The 1898-nt window shown below is 36.6% G+C and carries 2 protein-coding genes; both read right to left on the bottom strand.

Translation table 11 applies throughout. The features are described from left to right. Window positions 1–405 precede the first annotated feature (405 nt). A complete protein-coding gene (locus WG67_RS00425; protein ID WP_010962363.1) occupies window positions 406–1164 on the bottom strand; it encodes a cell division protein FtsQ/DivIB in 759 nt (252 codons plus the stop codon). Continuing rightward, on the bottom strand, window positions 1145–1898 hold a 754-nt coding region (locus WG67_RS05820; protein ID WP_458694951.1), incomplete at its 5' end, for a D-alanine--D-alanine ligase. The genes WG67_RS00425 and WG67_RS05820, both read right to left, overlap by 20 nt.

Here is a 1898-nt window from a genome sequence, read left to right as displayed (position 1 = left end):
GGTTAAATAAGGGATCTATGTTAAGAGATACCGCGAATGAATCGCGGTATGACGGTTCGTGGCGGTATGACGGTTCGCGGTGACATGACAATAACCTCGTCATCCCGCTACGTGTTAGCGGGATCTATGTTAAGGTATGGCGGTTAAATAAGGGATCTATGTTAAGAGATACCGCGAATGAATCGCGGTATGACGGTTCGTGGCGGTATGACGGTTCGCGGTGACATGACGATAACCTCGTCATCCCGCTACGTGTTAGCGGGATCTATGTTAAGGTATGGCGGTTAAATAAGGGATCTATGTTAAGAGATACCGCGAATGAATCGCGGTATGACGGTTCGCGGCGGGATTCCAGTGTCTGGGCACTGGGATGACAGGAAAAGGGGCTACTTGGATTACAGCAGATCACCTCTTCACAAAGATTTTATCAGTAATACGCATATCAATAATACTCCAATCGCTGAAAGTAAAATCAGTTGTATTGTGTAAGTGGTTTAAATAGTCCCATGCACTATAAGGGTTATCTTCAGGCAGTTTTACTGTGGAATCGTTATCAAGTATGATATTCCATCTTCTATTCCCTATATAAGCAAAAGAAGAAATGTGGTCACTTAATTGAGTTTTACTCTCTAACACATCTTTAACAAATTCTAGGTTTGATAATGAGTTTTGTCCTGTAATTACAACAAGATCATCTACTAGATAGTCATCTACGATCACTTTACCTTCAAAATCAATTACCGAGGTTTTGTTATTATCTTTCCAGAGAGCAAACGGTTTATGCTCATCTATATTAATGTGTAGAGTATTGGGCAAAATTCTGTGAACTCTTACGTGTTTTATCCATCTGCTTACGGATTGTATGTTACCGGCAAGTTTTGAAAGTGATATATACAGGATAGGTTGCGTTCTATCTGTCAAACTTAGAATATCCTTTTTGTTTGTAAATTTATTGCCGCTCACGACTACTTCGTCGATTGAAAATCCACTACTGAGTAATAAACTAGATAGGCAGTCATTGTACCAAGTAAAGTAGTAATTAAATCGATTTATTATTTTATCAAGGGAGCTGTAAAGTATTAGCGTAAGAAAAAGTGCTGTGATAACAACCAAGGCACACTTACGCAAAAAACTCCTTTGGCTTCTAGTAATACTGCTCAACATGACTTAAATCCCTAATATTTTTGTGCTGCAAACTATCTTCAATAATAATTTTAACTAATTCATTAAAATTGATTCCTTTTGCCAATTTTGCAATTTCTGGCACTAACGATAACTCAGTAAAGCCAGGATGTGTATTAATCTCAAGCATTTTTAAAGTGTTATTTTTGGGATTATAACGGAAATCTGAGCGGGAAATAGTTTTGCATCCTAAAAATTGATGTATTTTCAGTGCGTGTTCCAAGGTCATTTTATATATATTGTCAGGAATTTTAGCAGGAAATATATGTTCTGCAAATCCATCTGTATACTTTGCTTCATAATCATAGAATTTATTTTTTGGTCGTACTTCTATAGTGCCAATTGCTTCATCCAGCAATACAGCAGTATGTAACTCTATGCCCGGTATGTATTCTTCTACGATCATCTTTTCCATTATAGTAGAACTATTATTTTTCAGTTCTAAGTAATCCTCGTGCGAGAAAATTATGTACACTCCAATACTTGAACCTTCATTAATTGGTTTTAAGACGTACGGATAATCGATTTTAATATTATTTTTTAGTACATCTTCTCGGCTAATTACATAACCTTTTGGAGTGTCGATATTAAGGGATCGAAATATATGCTTTGACATCACTTTATTTATAGCAACGGCAGAAGCCATAACTCCTGAGTGTGTATATTTTATACCTAAGATTTCCAATAAACCTTGAATGCAGCCATCTTCACCATAG

Origin of the sequence: Wolbachia endosymbiont of Drosophila incompta (assembly GCF_001758565.1) — a bacterium.
GTDB lineage: Bacteria > Pseudomonadota > Alphaproteobacteria > Rickettsiales > Anaplasmataceae > Wolbachia > Wolbachia pipientis.
Note: the sequence above shows the minus strand (reverse complement) of the source record. Positions and strands in the feature narration are given on the sequence as shown.

Excerpts from the sequence above, each read along its gene's own strand:
- WG67_RS00425 (WP_010962363.1), bottom strand. The coding sequence starts at position 1,164 with ATGTTGAGCAGTATTACTAGAAGCCAAAGGAGTTTTTTGCGTAAGTGT.